Origin of the sequence: Microbacterium sp., from assembly GCF_047972865.1 — a bacterium.
Classification (GTDB): domain Bacteria; phylum Actinomycetota; class Actinomycetes; order Actinomycetales; family Microbacteriaceae; genus Microbacterium.
This window is the reverse complement of sequence record NZ_JBKEAY010000195.1, coordinates 1-16937: the sequence shown is the minus strand read 5'-3', so window position 1 is coordinate 16937 and position 16937 is coordinate 1. Positions and strand designations below refer to the sequence as shown.

Genomic DNA, 16937 nt, shown 5'->3' with positions numbered 1-16937 from the left:
CCGCAACCCCGACAGAACGCGCAACGCAGCCTTGCGCCAGTTGGAGAACCTCGGCTACGACGTCACACTCACCCCCATCACCGCCGCCTGAACCGCACGAAACTCTCGTAATAGGGTGTAGGTGGGGTCTGAGTCCTCCGGCTTCGAGCAGACTCCTCGCGATGTACATCGCGAGGTCGCGACTCGCCGTGCCCGGCGTAGTCGCCCGCCGACGCATCCGCACCGGGGAATACGGCCGGACCCTTCTTCTCTCGCGCGGCAACGAACGGATGGTGCGATCAGGCGGTAGAGCACTTTCGACATCGACGACCTCCGCCGTCGTCGCAGCCTCGTCATCACCCGTCAGGAAGCTACCGAGGCCCTCGGCGTCGATCCCCGCACCATCACGGTCGGCATCGAGGACGGCACAATCCCCTCGGTGAAGATCGGCCGCCGCATCGTCATCCCACGTGAGAAGTTCCTCGCCCTGTTCGCCGACGACACGACTGCTGACTGACTCACCGTGGCTCGATGGCTGCTATTTCTCGGCTACTACATCTAAAGTAGAAATAGTGGCGATGGAAGTGAGGCTGTGATGGGTGAGTACGTCGAGCGCCTGTGGCATCCCGAGGACGCGAGCGGCTTGAGCCGCAAGGATCGCGCGCCCGGCCGCTACCTCGCCTATGTACCCGACGAACTGAGAGAGCGCCTTCCGATGCTGGGGGTCGAGGCACAGGGGGCGGCGGAGGACGCGCTGGCGGTGCTCGCCCGCGCTGACGAGCGGATCGGCGCCCGGGGCCGCTACCTGAATCACTTGCTGGTCCGTTCGGAGTCCATCTCGTCGTCGTGGATCGAAGGCAACCGGGTCACGCCCAAACGCCTCGCGGTCGCCGAGTTGCTGCACCAGGGACCGCGTCAGGCGCTCGACGTCGTGGCGAACGTGCGGGCAACAGAGGCCGCAATCGCCGAGCTGGCCGACCATTCGCGAACGATCGCCACTGACGACATCGTGGACCTCCAGCACGTCATCGAGCCGAGGCTCGAACGCGGGCTGCGGCAGGAGCAGAACTGGGTCGGTGGGCCCGGCTGGTCGCCGCTGCGAGCCGCGTTCGTCCCGCCGCCGGAAACCGAGGTGCCCCGCCTCGTGGCGGACCTCGCGCGGTTCGTCACCGAGACGAGCGGCAACCCGGTGGTGCGTGCGGCGATCGCGCATGCGCAGTTCGAGACGATTCACCCGTTCATCGACGGCAACGGCCGCACCGGACGCGCCCTGATCCACACCGTTCTGCGCCGCGCCGACGCACTGCGGAACGCGCTCATCCCGATCAGCACTGTCTTTGCCGCAGCTACCGACGCCTACGTCGCGGGCCTCACCGGCTATCGCGCCGATCCGCCCGCGCTCGATGAATGGGTGATCGGCTTCGCGCAGGCCGCGGAGAAGGCTGCCGGGAACGCGGTGAGGCTCGCCGCGGACATCGCTGCGCTCGACCAGGACGTGTCCGACCGGCTCGTCGCCTTCCGCCGTGACCGGGGCCTGAACCCCGCGGTGCCGCGGCGGGATGCGGTCGTGCTGCGCATCCTCGGCACGCTCGCCTCCGATCCGGTGCTCACTGCCGAGTCCGTCAGCACACGCCTCGCTGTCTCACCAGCCGCAGCGCACCGGGCACTGACGGAGCTGGCAGAGGCGGGCATCCTCGGACGCACGAAGGATCAGCGTGGCCGCCTGGTCTGCTGGACCGCCGACCGTCATCTCGCGCTCGTCGCGCTCACCGAGCGCAGCAACCGCGTCGGCGGTGGGGACACTCAAGAGCGTAAGCCGCGGCTCGGACCCGCGCTGCCCGACGTGAATCAGTTCGGCGCACGACCCCAGGCATCCACCACACGACGCGACGCACCCGGTCTGTGAAGCGACGAGGCGATGGCGGCTACTGGAATCACAACACTGCGTACCACCCGGAGTTGCTCGCAGCAGTCGTGCCTGATCTTGCGCGGCGCGGTCGCGGATGAGCCGCGCGGCCTCGGTGACGGGCACGGCCTCGATGGTTTCGAGCGTGCGGCGCGCGGCTTCAGCGTGTTGTCGCCACTTCGCGGCATACTCGCGCGGATTGCCCGGGCGGAGGTCTCCGAACACGTCGTACGGCGTGGGTGCCTGTCCGGGCGGGGGTAAGAGTTCAACTCCCCCCTCGCGCACAGCACGACAAGACCCCCGGCCCCGGGACACGTTCCCGGGCGGGGGGTCTTCGCATCCACCCCTGCGGCCCCGGTCCGCCCGCCTGCCTCAGAGCAGGCCGCGGAAGCTGCGGATGATGGCCTCGGCGGTGTCGACATCGCGGGTCGCGATCGCGTCGCGCAGCGCGAGGTTGCCGGCCTCGGGTCCGTCCGGGTCGCGGGCGAACGGCTCCCACCCAGTGAGGTTGCGCCGGATCGCGGGCTGCGCCTCGGCGGCGACCCCGATGAAGAAGCGGTTCTCGGTGGCGGCGGTGACGGCGTCGAGGAACTCGATGACCGAGTCCAGCAGCGCCGGTGCGTCGCGCCGGGACGCGACGCCGATGAGCCGGTCGGTGATGTCGATGAGCCGGCGCACCTCGTGGTCGTCGGCGCGGGCCAGAGCCACCCGGATGGCGTTGCCGATGAAGTAGACGGTGAAGTCGGCGGTGTCGTTGCGCAGCTTCTCGTCGGGGTTGGTCACCCGCGTGTAGCGGCCAACGGCGACCTCGACGAGACCTATTCGTTCCAGCCGTTGCAGGGCTTCACGCACGGGTGTGCGCGAGATGCCCAACTGCTCCGCGAGGTCGATGTCCCGGAGGCGCACGCCCGGCTCAAAGTGTCCTTCGACGATCGCTTGACCGATCCGTTCGAACACTTCGTCGCCGAGAATCCCGCCTCTGGTTGGGTCGAGGGGCTCAAGTTCTCGATTCATGGCTGAATCGAGTCTAGGTGGTTGTCATCGCATTGAACATGCTGTGAGTGAGACAAACGGGTCGCCGGATGGTCAATATATCGATAGAGTTGCACTGTCACGCTTTTCCGTGACCTATCCGGGGGGATCCGTCGACGCCCGGGCGAGTACGTAATCTTCGTCCGCCCGGGCGTCGAATGGGGGTGCAGTGCAACGTTTCTGTCACCATCGTCTGCCAGCGCCCACACCTGAGTGCTCCTGCCGTAGCGTGAAGCGGGTCGACGCAGCAGCGCCGACTCCCGCATTTACGTAAGGCAGTCATGGGCACCAGCGGTACCGTCAAGTGGTTCAACTCCGAGAAGGGCTTCGGCTTCATCGCTCCCGACGAAGGCGGCGCAGACGTCTTCGCTCACTATTCGGCGATCCAGTCATCCGGTTACCGATCGCTGGAGGAGAACCAGCGCGTCGAGTTCGAGGTCGTTCAGGGTCCGAAGGGCTTGCAGGCCGAGAACATCCGCCCGCTCTGAGCCGGCGGATGCTGCGGTTGCCGCGCTGACCGAAGCCCGGTGCGGCAACTGCTTCTTCGGCGTGCGTGCGGCGCGGCCCGCCGAGGATCGGGGCTACGCCTCGTCGGGCAGGAGCAGCATCGCGCGCAGGTCCGACACTGAGTCGACGGCTGCCTGCGCGCCCTCGGACTCGTGGGGCCAGCTGAATCCCCAGCGCACGAAGATCACCGGCACCCCCTGGTCGCTGCCGCCCTCGACGTCGTGGTGGCGGTCGCCGATCAAGACCGGCCGTGACGTGTCACAGCCCAGCGCGCGCAGGCGACGCAACGCCTCGCCGATGATGTCGGACTTGGAGGCCAGCGTCCTCTCGTCGTCGGTGGCTCCCGCGAGCGCGCGCAGGTGCGGTGCCAAGCCGAAGTGCTCCATCAGGGCCACCACCTGCGACTCCGGCTTCGAGCTGGCCGTCGCCTGCGGGATGCCCGCGGCATCCGCATCCGCGATCAGCTGCCCGATCCCCGGGTAGAGCCTGGCGCCCGAGGTGTACCCCTCGGCGCGACCGAGCGCGCGATAGAAGGTCAGGGCATCCGCGGACTGCTCCGGGCTCATGCCGACGTTCTTCTGGAACGACTCGAACATCGGCGGGCCGATCCAGTGCACCAGTTCGGCGCGGGTCGGCGCAGGCAGACCGAAGTGGTCGAGGCAGGTCGCGAGCCGCCGCAGGATGCCGTCGGATGCGTCGACGATGGTGCCGTCGACGTCCCAGAGGATGCAGGTCCAGGGGGAGCGAGCCATCCTCCCAGCCTAGGGCCAGCGCGGAGGTCGCGCCGATGAGCCGTTGACCCGTTCAGCAATCAATCCGCGCGCCCCGTCGGCGCGCCGCGCGCGGCAGGATTCCGGCGGTGCAGCTCGCGCGGCGTGATGCGGAGACGGAACTCTGAATACCTCCGGACGGGCTCCCCCGGACCTCAGAACAGGCGCGGAGCACCCGATTCGGTGCCCTTCATGTCGTCGTAGTCGAGGGTGACGCAGCGGATGCCGCGGTCGGTGGCGAGCACCCGCGCCTGCGGCTTGATCTCCTGCGCCGCGAAGACGCCCTGGACGGGCGCCAGCCGAGGGTCACGACCCAGCAGGTCGAGGTAGCGGGTGAGCTGTTCCACGCCGTCGATGTCGCCGCGCCGCTTGACCTCCACGGCGATCGTGCCGCCGGCGGGGTCGCGCAACAGCAGATCGACCGGGCCGATCGCGGTGGGGTACTCGCGGCGCACCAACTGCAGGTCGTCGCCGATGACCTCGACCTGCTCGGCGAGCAGGCGCTGCAGGTCGGCCTCGACGCCGTCCTTCTGCAGTCCGGGATCGACCCCGAGTTCGTGCGACGAGTCGTGCAGCACCTCGTAGATGCGCACGAGCAGCGCATCTCCGGTCTTGGCGTGGGTCACCCGCCAGTGCTCGGTGACACCCGCCGACGCCGACTCCTCGTCGGGGGTCTCGACCCGGAGCGTGCACGGCGGACTCATCCAGTTGAGCGGCTTGTACGACCCTCCGTCGGAGTGCACGAGCAGCGAGCCGTCGCCCTTGTGCACCAGAAGCCGGGTCGCCAGCGGGAGGTGGGCGTTGAGCCGACCGGTGTAGTCGACGCTGCAGCGGGCGATGACGAGGCGCATCCGACGAGCCTACGCCGCGCGGGCCCGCCCCGCGTCAGTGGTGGGCGGAGCCGGCGGCGGCGGGGGTGAGCGGACGGGCGGCACCGGCGGCTGCACCGGACAGCGCGATGAGGACGGCGATGATCCACAGGGTGGGGAGGATGCCGATCTGGTCGCTCACCCAGCCCAGCGCCGGCGGGCCGCACAGGAACGCGAGGTAGCCGATGGACGCCGCGGCCGACACCGACGCGGTCGCGCGAGCGGGGTCGTCGGCGGCCGCCGACATCCCGAGGGGGAAGCCCATTGACGCTCCTGCGCCCCACAGGGCCACCCCGATCAACGCCAGCGGCGTCGTCGGGGCCAGGATGAACAGCGCGAGTCCGCCCGCCGCGGTCACCGACAGGACGCGCAGCATCCACACCCGCCCGAATCGATCCACGAGCGGGCCCCCGAGCACCCGGACCGTCGTCATAGCGACTGAGAACACCGTGAGCGCGATCGCACCGGTCGCCTCAGACTGGCCATGCCCGTCGACGACCGCGATCGGGAGCCAGTCGCTGGCCGCACCCTCGGCGAACGAGACGCCCAGCATGATGAGCCCGATCGCGTACGTGCGCGGGGTCCGCCACACCGCCAGCAGCTCCCGCAGCCGTTCGCGTCGCGTGCGGGCGGAGGGGTCGTCGTCGTGCAGGGCGTCGCGGGCCGGCACCCAGCGCAGAGCCCCCAGTCCCGCCGCGAGGACGAGCAGGCCGGCACCGCCGACATGCCAGCCGATTCCGACGCCGGCGGCCGCCATCACGACCCCCAGACCCGCCCCCGCGACCGTGCCGAAGCTGAAGAACGCGTGGAACAGCGGCATGAGCGTGCGCCCGATCGCCTGTTCGGCGGCGGCCGCCTCGACGTTCATCATGACGTCGGTCATGCCCATGCCCAGGCCCATGAGCCCCAGCGAGACCGCGATCACCGGGTACGACTCCACAACCTGCACGCCCACGCCGACCGCGATCATTCCGGCGGCCTGCGCGGCCAAGGTCGCGTGCATGCCGCGGCGGGTGCCCCAGCGGGCCACGACGAGGTTCGCCAGCGGGATGCCGATCAGCGGCGCCGCTCCCATCACCAGCAGCAGGGACCCGACCTGTGCGTCGGTGATCCCCAGCGCCGACTTGACCCCAGGGATGCGCGAGGCCCACGACGCGAACCCGAACCCCGAGACGAGGAAGATCGTGAACATCGCGGTGCGCCAGCGAGCGAGGTGCGCGGCGGAGAGGGGGGCATCCACCGCGTCATTCTAGTTCGCCGACCACCACAGCCGAGACCCGTTCACCATTCAGTCTGCGCGCCCTCCCGGGCAGACCGGGCGACGCCGGGCACCGATAGACTGAACCCCCGTTCCCCGGCGCGCTGAGGAGGCCAGCTTGCTCGCTCTGCTGGCAGCGTTCGTGCTCGCGCCCCTGCTCATGCCATGGCTTGTCGGACGCCTCGGCGCCCGCGCGTTCCTCGCCGCGGCGATCGTTCCCGTCATCGCGTTCGTGCACGCCGCGTTGCAGGCCGACACGATCATCGGGGGCAGCGAGCTGCGCGAGACGTACGCCTGGATCCCGGGCCTCGACATCGCGCTCGCGATGCGGATGGATGCCCTGGGCTGGGTCATGACCCTTGTCGTCACCGGCGTCGGCGCCCTCGTGATGGTCTACTGCCGGTGGTACTTCGCCGGAAAGATCGAGGGCGTCGGGCTGTTCAGCGCGGTGCTGCTGGGCTTTGCGGGGGCGATGTACCTGCTGGTGCTCACCGATGACATCGTCGTGCTGGTCATGGCGTGGGAGATCACCAGCATCCTCTCCTACTTGCTGATCGGGTTCTATCATCGGCGCGGCGCGAGCCGGCGGGCCGCGCTGCAGGCGCTGCTGGTGACCACCCTGGGCGGCCTGATCATGTTCATCGGTGTCGTGATCCTGGTGGTGCAGTTCGGCACGACCAGCGTCGCCGAGATCCTCGCGCAGTGGCCTGCGGATACCGTGCCGCCGGCGGTCACCACCGCGATCGTCCTCATGCTCGTCGGCGCGCTCAGCAAATCGGCCATCTTCCCCTTCCACTTCTGGCTGCCCGGCGCGATGACCGCGCCGACCCCGGTCAGCGCCTACCTGCACGCCGCCGCCATGGTCAAAGCGGGGATCTACCTCATCGCCCGCTTGGCGCCGGTCGTCTCGGCCGTGGAGCCCTGGCGCCCGATCGTGGTCGGACTCGGCGTCTTCACGATGTTGCTCGGCGGCTTCCAGGCCCTCCGCGAGACCGACCTGAAACGCCTGCTCGCCTTCGGGACGGTCAGCCAGCTCGGCATGCTCACGGTCGTGCTCGGGTTCGGCACGCGCACCACCGCCCTGGCGGGCCTGGCGCTGCTCCTCGGCCACGCGCTCTTCAAGTCGGCCCTCTTCCTCACCGTCGGCGTGATCGACCGCCAGCTCGGCACCCGCGACATCCGCGAGCTGTCCGGCATCGGGCGGCAGGCGCCGGTCATGGCGACCTTTGCGATGATCGCGATCGCCTCGATGGCGGGCCTTGCCCCCACGCTCGGATTCGTCGCCAAGGAGGGCGCCCTGACGGGCCTCCTCGACGACGGCGGGCCGTGGGCCGTGGTCGGGCTGGTCGGCATCGTGCTCGGTTCGGCGCTGACCACCGCGTACGGCCTACGGTTCGTGTGGGGCGCGTTCTGGACCAAGCGGGATGCCGAACGCGCACCGCGGCCGCGCACCGAGTGGCCCGATCCGCCGATGGGATTCCTCATCGCCCCGGTCGTGCTGTCGGGCCTGGGCCTGCTCGCCGGGCCCGCCGCGCCCCTGCTCGACCCCATGCTGGCCGTCTACGCCGACACCGCTCCCGGCGACGGGCACGTCTACCACCTGGCCCTGTGGCACGGGCTCGAACCGGCGCTGTTCCTCTCGCTCGGCAGCATCGGCGTCGGCATCCTCGTGTTCTGGCTCACGCAGGTCGCCGGGATGATCGGACGCATGCTGCCGTTCACCGCGGCCGACGCATACAACCTCGTGCTGCGCATCGTGGCCAAGGTGTCGGTGGAGACGACCGCGCTCACCCAGCGCGGGTCGCTGCCGGTCTACGTCGGCACGATCTTCGTCGTGCTGGTGGCCGCCGAGGGGACCGCCCTGGTCGCCGGCGGCGACTGGAGCATCCATCTGGATGCCTGGCACACCAACACGCAACTGGTCGTGGCACCGATCATGATCGTCGCGGGGATCATCGCGGTGCGCGCGCGAAAGCGGTACACCGGCGTCGTCCTGGTCTCGGTGACGGGCCTGGGAATGATCATGCTCTTCGCCACCGGCGGGGCCCCCGATCTCGCACTCACGCAGATCCTCATCGAGACCGTCACGCTGGTGACCTTCGCGCTGGTGCTGCGCCGCATCCCGGCACGCCTCGGCGAACACAACGGAACCGTCATGCCGATCGCCCGCGCCGTCCTGGGCGCCGCGGTCGGGGCCACGATGGCCGCCGTCGCGCTGGTGGCCACCGGGGCGCGCATCGCGACCCCGATCTCGAACGCCTGGGTGGATCTCGCCTACCAGGAGGGGCACGGCCGCAACACCGTCAACGTCGCGCTGGTCGACCTGCGCGGCTGGGACACGATGGGTGAGCTGTCGGTGCTCGTGCTGGCCGCCACCGGGATCGCCTCGCTCGTGTTCGTGACACACCGTGAGGACCTGCTGTCGCTGCAGTCGTCGCTTCCCACGGGGGCGGTTCGCACTCGCCGGCCGCTGCTGGAGACCGAACAGGGCCCGCGCCCCCGCGGCGGAGACGTGACCGGAACCCGGCTCGCGTGGCTCGTGGGCGGTCAGCGGGTGGGCGCGCAGAACCGATCCCTCATGCTCGAGGTGATCGTGCGCATCCTGGTCCACACCGTCATCGTCATCTCGATCTACCTCCTGTTCGCCGGTCACAACCTGCCCGGAGGCGGCTTCGCCGGGGGGCTGGTCGCCGGCATGGCGCTCGTGATGCGGTACCTCGCCGGCGGACGGTACGAGCTCGGTGCGGCCGCGCCGGCCGACGCCGGACGCCTGCTCGGCTTCGGGATGGCGCTCGCCGTCGCGTGCGCGATCGTCCCGATCCTGTTCGGCCAGAATCCGCTGAGCAGCGGCTTCTGGGAGGCCACGGTGCCGCTGGTCGGTCACATCGAGTTCGTCACCGCGACCCTGTTCGACATCGGGGTGTACCTCGTGGTCGTGGGCCTCACCCTCGACGTGTTGCGCGCGCTGGGCGCTGAGGTGGACCGGCAGTCCGCGCAACTGACGGAGGCCTCATCGTGAACGTCTCCGGGGTGCTGATCCTCATCATGGCGGTGCTGTTCGCCGCCGGGGTCTACGCGATGCTGGAACGCAGCCTTACCCGCGTGCTCATCGGGTTCTTGCTGCTCGGCAACGCCACCAACCTGTTCCTGCTGGTGGTGATGGGCCGGCCCGGCATCGCCTCGTTCCACGGCGACGGCTCGCCCGAGCAGATGAGCGACCCGCTCCCGCAGGCGCTCACTCTCACCGCAATCGTGATCACGTTCGCCGTCTCGGCGTTCCTGCTGGCACTGATCTACCGTTCCTGGCAGCTCGATCAGGCCGACATCGTCGAGGACGACGAGGCCGACATCGCGGTGCGCGAACGTGCCGACGCCGACGAGGAGACGATGGGCGACGAGATCACGGATGCCGACGACGACGCCACCACCGACTTCATCGGCACCGTGACGACGCCGATCACGGTGCTGCATCAGGGCGACATCGACGAGATCCGCGACGATGCGCCGGTCGACCACCCGGGGGCGGACCGATGAGCGCGCTGGTGCCGCTGTTGACGACGCTGCCACTGCTGGGGGCGGCGATCGCGCTGATCTTCGGCCGTTATCGTCGCGTGCAGGTCGGGGTGTCGGTGGTCACCCTCACCGTGGTGTGCGCGATCGCGGTGCTCCTGCTGATCGACATCGAGACCACCGGGACCACGATCGCCGTCTCGGTCGGAGGATGGCCGATCCCCTACGGCATCGTGCTGTACGTCGACCGGCTCGCGGCGCTGCTGGTGGCCGTGTCGAGCATCGTGCTGCTGGCGGTGCTGCTGTTCTCGGTGGGCCAGGGAGCCGCCGACGGTGACGACACCCCCATCTCGATCTTCCACCCGTCGTATCTGATCCTCGGGGCGGGGATCTTCACGGCGTTCATCGCCGGCGACCTGTTCAACCTCTACGTGGGGTTCGAGATCCTCCTGGTCGCCTCCTACGTGCTGATCACGCTGGGTTCGACGCGGTCGCGGCTTCGCACGGGTGCGGTCTACATCGTCGTCTCGCTGGTGTCCTCCATCCTCTTCCTCGCCGCCATCGCCGCCATCTACGGGGCGGTGGGAACCGTCAACATCGCCCAGCTGTCCGAGCGGCTGGCGCAGTTGCCGGCGGACGTGCAGATGGTGCTGCACCTGCTGCTGCTCCTCGCGTTCGCCATCAAGGCGGCGGTGTTCCCGCTGTCGTTCTGGCTGCCCGACTCCTACCCCACCGCGCCGGCGCCGGTGACCGCGGTGTTCGCGGGGTTGCTGACGAAGGTCGGCGTCTACGCCATGATCCGCACCGAGACGCAGATCTTCCCCGCCAGCGACCTGCAGGTGCTGCTGCTGGTGGTCGCGTTGGCCACGATGATCGTGGGGGTTCTGGGGGCGGTCGCTCAGGCCGAGCTCAAGCGCATCCTGTCATTCACGCTCGTCAGCCACGTCGGCTACATGGTGTTCGGGCTGGCGGTCGGCACGGCGGCATCCCTCGCCGCGACGATCTACTACATGATCCACCACATCGTTGTGCAGACCACACTGTTCCTCGCCGTGGGACTGGTGGAGCGCAGAGCCGGGTCGACCTCGATCCTCAAGGTCAACGACCTGATGCGGGCGGCGCCGGTGATCGCCGTGCTGTATTTCATCCCGGCGATCAACCTGGGCGGGCTGCCGCCGTTCTCGGGGTTCATCGGCAAGTTCGCCCTCTTCGACGCCGCCGCCCGTGAGGGCGACCCGCTGATGTACGTGTTGATCGCCGGCGGTGTGATCACATCGCTGCTGACGCTGTACGCGCTGATGCGCGCGTGGAACCTGGCGTTCTGGCGGGCCGAGGACGACCAGGTCGACGAGCCCGACGTCGCGCGCATCGCCTACCTCGGCTCGGCACCGGCGGCGGCCGTGCAGACGGAGCGCCGCGTCACCCCGCGCATCATGACCGCCGCGACGGCCGGAATGGTGGCCGTCACGATCGCGCTCACGGTCTTCGCCGGTCCGCTGTATCAGGTGTGCGTGAGCATCGGTGAGACGCTCATGCAGCCGACCACGCTGAGCGAGCTGGAAGGGGACGCCCGATGAGCGCGCGGACCAGGTCGGTCCTGGCGACGGTGTGGCGGCAGGTGCCGTTCTTCGTGTGGCTGGTCGCGCTGTGGATGCTGCTCTGGGGCCAGTTCACGGCGCTGGCGCTGGTCACCGGCATCGCGGTGGCCGTCTTCGCGACCCGGGTGTTCCGGCTGCCGCCGGTCGAGCTGTCGGGTCGGGTGAATCCGTGGTGGCTCGTCGTGTTCATCGTGGAGTTCCTGTGGGCGCTCGTGCGCGGCGCGCTCACGGTGGCGTGGCAGTCGGTCGCGCCCAGGCATCCGGGGACGGCGATCATCGCGGTGCAGATGCGCACCGATGACGATCTGATCATGACGCACGTGGCGGTCACGGCATCCCTCATCCCCGGGTCGCTGCTGATCGATTCGGATCGGGAGCAGCGAGTGCTGTACGTGCACGTCATCGGGGTGAGGACGGATGCCGATGTCGAGGCGCAGCGGCGCGACATCTCGCGCTGGGAGGCGCGAATCGTGCGAGCGCTGGGGTCGCGCGCGCAGGTCGACGCGGTACGCGGGGTGATCTCATGAGCTGGGTGCTGATCGCGAGCTATGTGGCGTTCGGGGCGGCGGCGCTCCTGACGCTGTGGCGCATCATCGTGGGGCCGTCGATCCTCGACCGCGCGGTGGCGTCGGACGTGATGCTGACGCTCGTGATGTGTGTGCTGGGGGCGGAGATGGCGATCAATCACCACACGCGGACGTTGCCGTTGCTGCTGATCGTCGCGGCGGTGGGGGTGTTCGGGTCGATCTCGGTGGCCCGGTTCGTGGCGAGGCGGGAGGGAGACCGACGATGAACGACGTGCTCGATGCCGTGGCGCTGGTGCTGATCCTGGGTGGTGCGCTGTTGTGCGTGACCGCGGGGCTCGGCTTGATCCGCTTCCGCGACGTGCCATCGCGGTTGCACGCGGCGACCAAGCCGCAGGTGCTCGGGTTTTTGCTCATCTGCTTGGCGATCGCGCTGTCGACGCGCAGCTGGCCGGTGCTCGCGTTCCTGGTGCCGGTCGTGCTGATTCAGCTGGCGACCGCGCCGCTGTCGGCGCACATGGTCGGCCGGCAGGCGTACCGCAACCACACGATCGACGAGAGCTCCCTGCTCGTCGACGACCTCGCCGACCCCCCGGCCTGACCCGGCGCCACGGCTGGCACCGCCGCGTTCGGGCGGAGATCCCCGCGCTTGGGAGGGTGGGTTTGGTGGATTCGTCCTCCCGAGTGCCGATCTCCTCCTGACGGCGCCCGGGTGCGGGCCCGCGTGGCGCAGGACACCTGACCGCCCCCGACGGTCCGCGGGTCAGCGCCCGCGCGTCAGGAATGCCTCGCGCAGCGCGCGGGACTCGTCCGTGGCGATCAGGTCGGCGATCGAGGCGGCTTCGGCGGCGAGGTGTTCGCGGTAGCCGGGGAGCCACCCGGCGCTCAGCAGCCGCTTGTTCGCGGACAGGGCGGCGGCGGGGGTGCGCGCCATGCCCGCCGCGATGGATGCTGCCGTGTCGGCGACCTCGTCCGGCCCGACGACGCGGTTCACGATGCCCCACTCGTGTGCCGTTGCCGCATCCAGCCGACGACCGGCGAACACGAGTTCGGCGGAACGCTGCGGGCCCACGATCCGCGGCAGCAGATGGGTGGTGCCGCCGTCGGGACTGACCCCGAGAGCCGAGTACGCGGTGAGGAACGTGGCCTTTTCTGACGCGACGACGTAATCGGCGTTCAGGACGATTCCGAACCCGGCGCCCGCCGCCGCACCCTGCACCGCGGCGACCAGCACCAGACCGGCCTCGGCCACGCCCAGCAGCGCCCGGTGCAGTCTCGACGCGAGGGCGAGCGTGTAGGCGCCCGGATCGGCGGCGCCCGACATCGCGGCGACATCGCCGCCGCCGCAGAACAGCGCGCCCTCGGCCGAGAGCACCACGACTCGGGTGCCGTCGGTGGCGGCGACCCCGACCGCCGCCTCCAGCGCGGCCGTCAGCGCGAGGTCGAGAGCGTTCCCCGCCTCGGGTCGCGTGAGCCGCCAGTGCGTCACCGCGCCCTCGCGGGTGACGGCCAGACCCGTCACTGCGGAGCCATCCGCAGCGCGCCGTCCAGTCGCACCGTCTCACCGTTGAAGTAGTCGTGTTCGGCGACGCGCAGAATGACGGCATCGCCCTGTCCGCCTCCGCCGCACAGGGCCGCGGCGCCCAGCCCGCCGCCGCGGCGACGCAGCTCGAGGGCCAGGGTGAGCGCCAGCCGCGCCCCCGACATGCCGACCGGGTGCCCGAGGGCGATGGCGCCGCCGTTGACGTTGACGCGGTCGGGGTCGACGGCCAGTTCGCGCATCGAGGCGATCGCGACGCTCGCGAACGCTTCGTTGATCTCGAGCAGATCGAGGTCGGCCAGCGTGAGGCCGGACTGGGAGAGCGCCTTCTCGATGGCGCGGGCCGGCTGGTGCAGCAGAGACGGGTCGGGTCCGGCGACGGTCGCATAGGTGACGATCTCGGCGAGCCACGGGAGCCCACGCCGCTGCGCTTCCTCCTTGTCCATCACGACCAGCCCGGCAGCGCCGTCGGACAGCTGCGACGCCGACCCGGCGGTGATCGTGCCGTCGGGTGCGAACGCGGGGCGCAGCGCTCCCAGCGACTCGGCCGTGGTGCCGGGGCGGATGCCCTCGTCGGCGGTCACCTCGGCCTCCTGGCGTCCGCGGCGCACCGTGAGGGGCGCGATCTCGTCGTCGAACACCCCGGCGGCGGTCGCGGTGGCGGCCCGTTCGTGGGACCGGGCCGCGAACTCGTCCTGCTCGGCGCGGGTGATCCCGAGTCCGGCTTGGTGCTTCTCGGTGCCGGCCCCCATCACCAGGTGTTCCAAGCCGCACACCAGCGCGTCGCGATCGAGGGCGTCGGCGAGGTCGCCCGGCCCGTACTTGACGCCCGTGCGGATGCGGGTGACGTGCGGCGCATTGGTCATCGACTCGGTGCCGCCGGCGATCGCCGAGCGGATGAGGCCGCCGCGGATGGCGAGGTCGGCGTGACCGAGGGCGGTCAGCCCCGACAGGCAGAGCTTGTTGAGTGAGGTGGCCGGAACGGACAGCGGGATGCCGCCGGCTACCGCCGACAGCCGTGCCGGGTTCGGTCCGACGCCGGCCTGGACGACGTTGCCGAAGTAGACGGCATCGAGTTCGCCCGGTTCGATGCCGGCGCGCGAGACGGCCGCCGTGATCGCGTGCCCGCCGAGGGCGTCCGCCGTCTGCGGGGTCAGCGCGCCCAGCAGTTTTCCGATGGGGGTGCGTGCCCCCGCGACGATGACGCTCGTCATGTGATCCTCCTCGATCGGCGATATCCTTCGCCGCCCCCGGCCACGGCCTACTGCCGCGGCTCTGGCGCCCAGTCTGGCGCACCGTGAGACGCAGTGCGAACTTGATGCTCTCGCTGGAACAAGGGTCCAGCGGTAGCCAGCCGGCGCGTATGAGACTGACCAGGCGCCACCGGACACGCCGCACCCCACCCGCCCACGCGAACGACGAAGCGCCGCCGGAACTGGCCACCCCGGCGGCGCTTCACCTTAGATCTCAGTCGGCGCCGAAGTCGAAGGAGGCCGACTCGGATGCCTCGTCGACGGCCTCGGCGAGGTCTTCGCGCGCGGCGTCATAGGGCGATGCGTGCTCGGTGATCTCGCGCGCGCCGCCGGCGTGCAGCTCGCCGATCAGCTTGGCCGTCGTGCCGCCGATCAGTCCCAGGCTCGCGTACTGCTCCATGCGCGCGCGCGAGTCGGCGATGTCGAGGTTGCGCATCGTGAGCTGGCCGATCCGGTCGGTGGGGCCGAACGCGGCATCCCCGACGCGCTCCATCGATAGCTTCTCGGCCGCGTACGACAGGTTCGGGCTCGTCGTGTCGAGGATCGTGTAGTCCTCGCCGCGCCGCAGCCGCAGCGTGACGGTGCCGCTGATCGACGAGCCCACCCAGCGCTGGATCGATTCGCGCAGCATGAGCGACTGCGGCTCCAGCCAGCGCCCCTCGTACATCAGGCGCCCCAGCCGCCGCCCCTGCTCGTGATAGGTCGCCAGGGTGTCTTCGTTGAGGATGCCGTTGACCAGCCGTTCGTACGTGATGAACAGCAGCGCCATACCAGGCGCCTCATAGACACCGCGCGACTTGGCCTCGATGATGCGGTTCTCGATCTGGTCGCTCATGCCCAGGCCGTGCCGCCCGCCGATGTCGTTGGCCACCCGCACCAGCTCCACGGCGTCCGTGTACTCGACGCCGTTGATCGCGACGGGACGGCCGCGCTCGAAGGCGACGGTGACGTCTTCGGTGACGATCTCGACCTCGGGGTCCCAGAACCGCACGCCCATGATCGGGTTCACGATCTCCAGCGGCACGTCCAGGTGCTCGAGGGTCTTGGCCTCGTGCGTGGCCCCCCAGATGTTCGCGTCGGTCGAGTACGCTTTCTCGGCCGAATCGCGGTACGGGAACCCGTGTGCGACGAGCCATTCGCTCATCTCCTGCCGGCCACCGAGCTCCGTGACGAAATCGGCGTCGAGCCACGGCTTGTAGATGCGCAGCGCGGGGTTGGCCAGCAGCCCGTACCGGTAGAAGCGCTCGATGTCGTTGCCCTTGTAGGTCGACCCGTCGCCCCAGATGTCGACGCCGTCTTCGTGCATCGCGCGCACCAGCAGCGTGCCGGTCACGGCCCGCCCGATCGGAGTGGTGTTGAAGTAGGTGCGGCCGGCCGATCGGATGTGGAAGGCGCCGCACTGCAAAGCCGCCAGACCCTCTTCGACCATCATCGGCTTGCAGTCGATGAGCCGGGACAGCTCGGCCCCGTACTCGAGCGCGCGGCCCGGGATCGAGGCGATGTCGTCCTCGTCGTACTGGCCGAGGTCGCCCGTATACGTGCAGGGGACAGCGCCCTTGTCGCGCATCCACGCGACGGCCACGGAGGTGTCCAGGCCCCCCGAGAAAGCGATGCCGACGCGCTCGCCGACGGGCAGGGACTGGAGGACCTTCGACATGCCGCCAAGTCTATTGCGCAGCGCGCCGCCGCACCGCAGCGCGCTGCCCTCCGGCCGCACCGCCGCGTGCTGCCGCGCTGCAGGGGCTAGCATCGTCGTATGGCAACAGAAGAGCGAATCGTCGTGCGGCCGAATCGCATCGTGGGCGCGGGCATCACGCTGGTCGGCGTGATCTTGGTCGCGATCATGTTTGCGGCGGTCGCGGGCGGATCGACCGTCCAGTCGGTCACAGGACTGTTCATCGGCGGCCTCGCGACGGTTGTGATCGGTGCTCTCATGTTGATGACGCCGCTGCTGACGGTGTCTGCGTCGCGGGTGATCCGTCCGTCGGCGGGCGGGTTGAAAAACGACATCACCCCCATCGACGGATTCGGGTCGCTGCGGATGCAGGACAACGTGCTGGTCGACACGACGACCGGAAAGTCGCTGTATTCGTTCACCTCGTTCGCTGCGAAGCCCGATGTCGACAAGTTGCGCCGACGCCTCGACGGTGCCGCCCGCTGACGTCGCAGCGACGGCGCCGCGTCGCGCGGA

17 protein-coding genes are annotated in these 16937 nt (G+C 69.8%); 10 read left to right on the top strand and 7 right to left on the bottom strand.

The window, feature by feature from the left end:
* The first annotated feature begins 301 nt into the window (after positions 1-301).
* Positions 302-496: a helix-turn-helix domain-containing protein gene (locus ACK5KK_RS12000; RefSeq protein WP_416890316.1), complete on the top strand. Its 195-nt coding sequence runs from the start codon at positions 302-304 to the stop codon at positions 494-496.
* A gap of 78 nt (positions 497-574) precedes the next feature.
* Positions 575-1885, top strand: coding sequence for a Fic family protein (locus tag ACK5KK_RS11995; RefSeq protein WP_416890315.1), 1311 nt, complete (start codon positions 575-577; stop codon positions 1883-1885).
* A gap of 372 nt (positions 1886-2257) precedes the next feature.
* Here ACK5KK_RS11995 and ACK5KK_RS11990 read toward each other — a convergent pair whose 3' ends face one another.
* Complete coding sequence (locus tag ACK5KK_RS11990) at positions 2258-2899, bottom strand: GntR family transcriptional regulator (RefSeq protein WP_416890314.1); 642 nt, start codon at positions 2897-2899, stop codon at positions 2258-2260.
* Positions 2900-3198: 299 nt separating this feature from the next.
* Here ACK5KK_RS11990 and ACK5KK_RS11985 point away from each other — a divergent pair, with 299 nt between their 5' ends.
* Positions 3199-3405: a cold-shock protein gene (locus ACK5KK_RS11985; protein ID WP_416890313.1), complete on the top strand. Its 207-nt coding sequence runs from the start codon at positions 3199-3201 to the stop codon at positions 3403-3405.
* Positions 3406-3498: 93 nt separating this feature from the next.
* Here the strand turns inward: ACK5KK_RS11985 and ACK5KK_RS11980 are convergent, their stop codons facing one another.
* The 3 genes from ACK5KK_RS11980 to ACK5KK_RS11970 form a co-directional block, all read right to left on the bottom strand.
* Positions 3499-4176 carry an HAD hydrolase-like protein gene (locus ACK5KK_RS11980; protein WP_416890312.1) on the bottom strand — a complete coding sequence of 226 codons (678 nt, stop codon included), beginning with the start codon at positions 4174-4176 and terminating at the stop codon, positions 3499-3501.
* A gap of 173 nt (positions 4177-4349) precedes the next feature.
* Entirely contained in the window at positions 4350-5045 is a 696-nt protein-coding gene (gene nucS, locus ACK5KK_RS11975) for an endonuclease NucS (RefSeq protein ID WP_416890311.1), read from the bottom strand.
* A 34-nt stretch (positions 5046-5079) separates the two neighbouring features.
* Positions 5080-6303, bottom strand: a complete 1224-nt coding sequence (locus ACK5KK_RS11970) for an MFS transporter (protein ID WP_416890310.1) — start codon at positions 6301-6303, stop codon at positions 5080-5082.
* 136 nt (positions 6304-6439) lie between these two features.
* Between ACK5KK_RS11970 and ACK5KK_RS11965 the strand changes: the two genes are divergently transcribed.
* The 6 genes from ACK5KK_RS11965 to mnhG are packed head-to-tail and all read left to right on the top strand — an operon-like array spanning position 6440 to position 12554.
* Positions 6440-9340: a Na+/H+ antiporter subunit A gene (locus ACK5KK_RS11965; RefSeq protein ID WP_416890309.1), complete on the top strand. Its 2901-nt coding sequence runs from the start codon at positions 6440-6442 to the stop codon at positions 9338-9340.
* Positions 9337-9855, top strand: coding sequence for a Na(+)/H(+) antiporter subunit C (locus ACK5KK_RS11960; protein ID WP_416890308.1), 519 nt, complete (start codon positions 9337-9339; stop codon positions 9853-9855). The genes ACK5KK_RS11965 and ACK5KK_RS11960 overlap by 4 nt, the downstream gene beginning before the upstream one ends.
* Positions 9852-11408 (top strand): Na+/H+ antiporter subunit D, encoded by a 1557-nt coding sequence (locus tag ACK5KK_RS11955; protein WP_416890307.1) that lies wholly within the window; start codon positions 9852-9854, stop codon positions 11406-11408. The genes ACK5KK_RS11960 and ACK5KK_RS11955 overlap by 4 nt, the downstream gene beginning before the upstream one ends.
* Positions 11405-11956, top strand: a complete 552-nt coding sequence (locus ACK5KK_RS11950) for a Na+/H+ antiporter subunit E (RefSeq protein WP_416890306.1) — start codon at positions 11405-11407, stop codon at positions 11954-11956. Before ACK5KK_RS11955 ends, ACK5KK_RS11950 begins: the two co-directional genes overlap by 4 nt.
* Positions 11953-12222, top strand: a complete 270-nt coding sequence (locus ACK5KK_RS11945; protein WP_416890305.1) for a monovalent cation/H+ antiporter complex subunit F — start codon at positions 11953-11955, stop codon at positions 12220-12222. Before ACK5KK_RS11950 ends, ACK5KK_RS11945 begins: the two co-directional genes overlap by 4 nt.
* Positions 12219-12554, top strand: a complete 336-nt coding sequence (mnhG, locus tag ACK5KK_RS11940; RefSeq protein WP_416890304.1) for a monovalent cation/H(+) antiporter subunit G — start codon at positions 12219-12221, stop codon at positions 12552-12554. The genes ACK5KK_RS11945 and mnhG overlap by 4 nt, the downstream gene beginning before the upstream one ends.
* Before the next feature lie 162 nt (positions 12555-12716).
* Here mnhG and ACK5KK_RS11935 read toward each other — a convergent pair whose 3' ends face one another.
* The 3 genes from ACK5KK_RS11935 to argG form a co-directional block, all read right to left on the bottom strand.
* Positions 12717-13475: an enoyl-CoA hydratase/isomerase family protein gene (locus ACK5KK_RS11935; protein ID WP_416890303.1), complete on the bottom strand. Its 759-nt coding sequence runs from the start codon at positions 13473-13475 to the stop codon at positions 12717-12719.
* On the bottom strand, positions 13472-14707 hold the full coding sequence (locus ACK5KK_RS11930) for an acetyl-CoA C-acyltransferase (RefSeq protein ID WP_416890302.1): 1236 nt from the start codon (positions 14705-14707) through the stop codon (positions 13472-13474). Before ACK5KK_RS11930 ends, ACK5KK_RS11935 begins: the two co-directional genes overlap by 4 nt.
* A gap of 253 nt (positions 14708-14960) precedes the next feature.
* Complete coding sequence (gene argG, locus ACK5KK_RS11925; RefSeq protein ID WP_416890301.1) at positions 14961-16403, bottom strand: argininosuccinate synthase; 1443 nt, start codon at positions 16401-16403, stop codon at positions 14961-14963.
* Positions 16404-16502: 99 nt separating this feature from the next.
* On the opposite strand from argG, the gene ACK5KK_RS11920 reads away from it, so the two are divergent.
* Entirely contained in the window at positions 16503-16907 is a 405-nt protein-coding gene (locus ACK5KK_RS11920; protein WP_416890300.1) for a hypothetical protein, read from the top strand.
* Positions 16908-16937: the final 30 nt, after the last annotated feature.